Origin of the sequence: Acaricomes phytoseiuli DSM 14247 (assembly GCF_000376245.1) — a bacterium.
GTDB classification, from domain to species: Bacteria; Actinomycetota; Actinomycetes; order Actinomycetales; family Micrococcaceae; genus Renibacterium; species Renibacterium phytoseiuli.
Genome location: NZ_AQXM01000006.1, coordinates 1 through 1,830, shown reverse-complemented (window position 1 = coordinate 1,830; position 1,830 = coordinate 1). Strand labels below are relative to the sequence as shown.

General features: G+C 54.5%; 2 protein-coding genes. Both read right to left on the bottom strand.

All coding sequences use genetic code 11. The features are described 5' to 3' along the window. Positions 1-495 precede the first annotated feature (495 nt). Positions 496-693, bottom strand: coding sequence for a hypothetical protein (locus tag C501_RS11830; RefSeq protein WP_156807529.1), 198 nt, complete (start codon positions 691-693; stop codon positions 496-498). A gap of 202 nt (positions 694-895) precedes the next feature. Beyond that, complete coding sequence (locus tag C501_RS0100060) at positions 896-1,579, bottom strand: hypothetical protein (protein WP_018133604.1); 684 nt, start codon at positions 1,577-1,579, stop codon at positions 896-898. Positions 1,580-1,830: the final 251 nt, after the last annotated feature.

The window sequence follows — 1,830 nt, the reverse complement described above, 5'->3', positions numbered from 1 at the left end:
CTCCGGGGTAGCGACCCCTAAAAGCCCAGCAACTTTTTGCATCGCCGCCCACTCCGAAAATGCGTCCTCCATCTCCGCCGCCATCCGAACAGCACGATCCTTCAGCTCCTGCGGATACCGCGTCGTTGTATTCCCTGCCATGCCCTGATCCTCTCAAACGGAAAAGTCTCCGGACACACCGGGGCGATTCAAAGCTCGAAGGTGATGAACCGGTATCCGAACGCGGGATCGTCGGTATGCACATCGATCGCCGTCGTTGATCAGGTGCGTATTGTCCTAGTCCCGTGACGAGACAGGATCCCGCAGCCAACGGCAGCAGCGCTGTCTCGCGAACTTCAGCATCCGACACGTCACCGCGACGAGGATATCGTTGGCGGCGAGTTCACTCACGAGCGGGTAAAGCCTTTTAGGCCTGAAAGATTCGCTTGCGACAAACACGCCACCCGCCGGAGGATCTCGACCTCCTGCTTGAGCAGCTTCACCCGCTTGCGCAGCTCACGGTTCTCGACCGCTTCGCTCGAGCTGATACCGGACCATCAACCACCGTCGACTTCGGCGATCTTGACCTATAGCTGCACGCATGACAGACTCGCAGATCCCGAAGTCCTTCGCGATCTGCGCGAGCAAGGACTCTGTCTTGAGTGCGATCGCGACGACGTAGCCCCGGAACTCCTTGGGGAACGACTTAGGCATGGTGGCATCCTTCCAGTGGTGATCAATCACCACGGGAAGGATGCCACCCAAACCCTCAACATTACCCAACACCCTCGCAAAACCTAGAAACCTAACCCCCGGACAATTCAATTTCTATAGAAAAGAATTTGAGGATTCTATCGCCTGGTGAAACCCTCAGCTGCTACGTATATGAACTTTTGTACCTTTCAGGCGATGGTGATCAGTCTTGTCGGAGCGGATAAATATGGTCAGGTCCCCAAGTCTCTACAATACCTAGCGCGTTCGCTGTCACGCCTTGGTCATAGACATCAAAATCCTTTGTATCTTCATTTAAAATAGCCCAACTAGCGGCGCAAGTTCCCTGCCCTCTATCGATCCAGTTAGCTGTTTTAACTTCGACTCTCTCGTCCGGAATAGTGCCAGTGTACGATGCTTCGCAGGAAAGCCCGACCAGGACTTCGCTGGGGGTGGCAACGTAAGTGTAGTCAATACGGGCCGATCCGGTAGGCACACCTAATTGTGAGAAATTCATCTCGTAGTAGACACCCTGCACGCGCGCATCACCTCGCACCAGAGGAGCATACCCTTCAGCGGAAGACGCTGCCGTAACTCCCTCAACCTTTTCTACCTTCAGATCCGGCGAAATCTCTTTCGCCTCCTCTGGGCTTAGGTCAAGGGTCATTCTCGGATCATTGACCGTTTTGATAATCGCGTCTTGCTTATCGCTGGTGAGATTAAGCCAATTTTCTAGATCCGTGCCGGTCAGTGTCGCCTCGAAGCGCTCCTTGCTGACCTCAGGAGCCGACGATACTGCATACGCCCCAGCCGGACCTGTCATCAAAGCACCGCTAAATATCACAGCTGTCACCAACGCAGTAGGTGCTTTAGTAAAATTCAATTGCATGCCTCCTAAGTCATCGTTCTCGGACCACGCGCTATCTATGCGTACTCACAGGATATACATAAGGAGGGGGTTTTGGGAAGGCTAGGGGAAGGTCCTTTCTATTCCATGTCGATCTGATGAAGGCCGCCCCTAGTAGCTCGGCCCTATTGGGTCTGTTGCACGGATAGGTGACAGTCTCGGTTAGGCCGCCTTGGTGGCGGTTGGTGTCATGATCATCTCGTATTCGACGGGGGTCAGTCGGCCGAGGCTGG

Excerpts from the sequence above, each read along its gene's own strand:
- C501_RS11830 (WP_156807529.1), bottom strand. The coding sequence starts at position 693 with ATGCCTAAGTCGTTCCCCAAGGAGTTCCGGGGCTACGTCGTCGCGATC.
- C501_RS0100060 (WP_018133604.1), bottom strand. The coding sequence starts at position 1,579 with ATGCAATTGAATTTTACTAAAGCACCTACTGCGTTGGTGACAGCTGTG.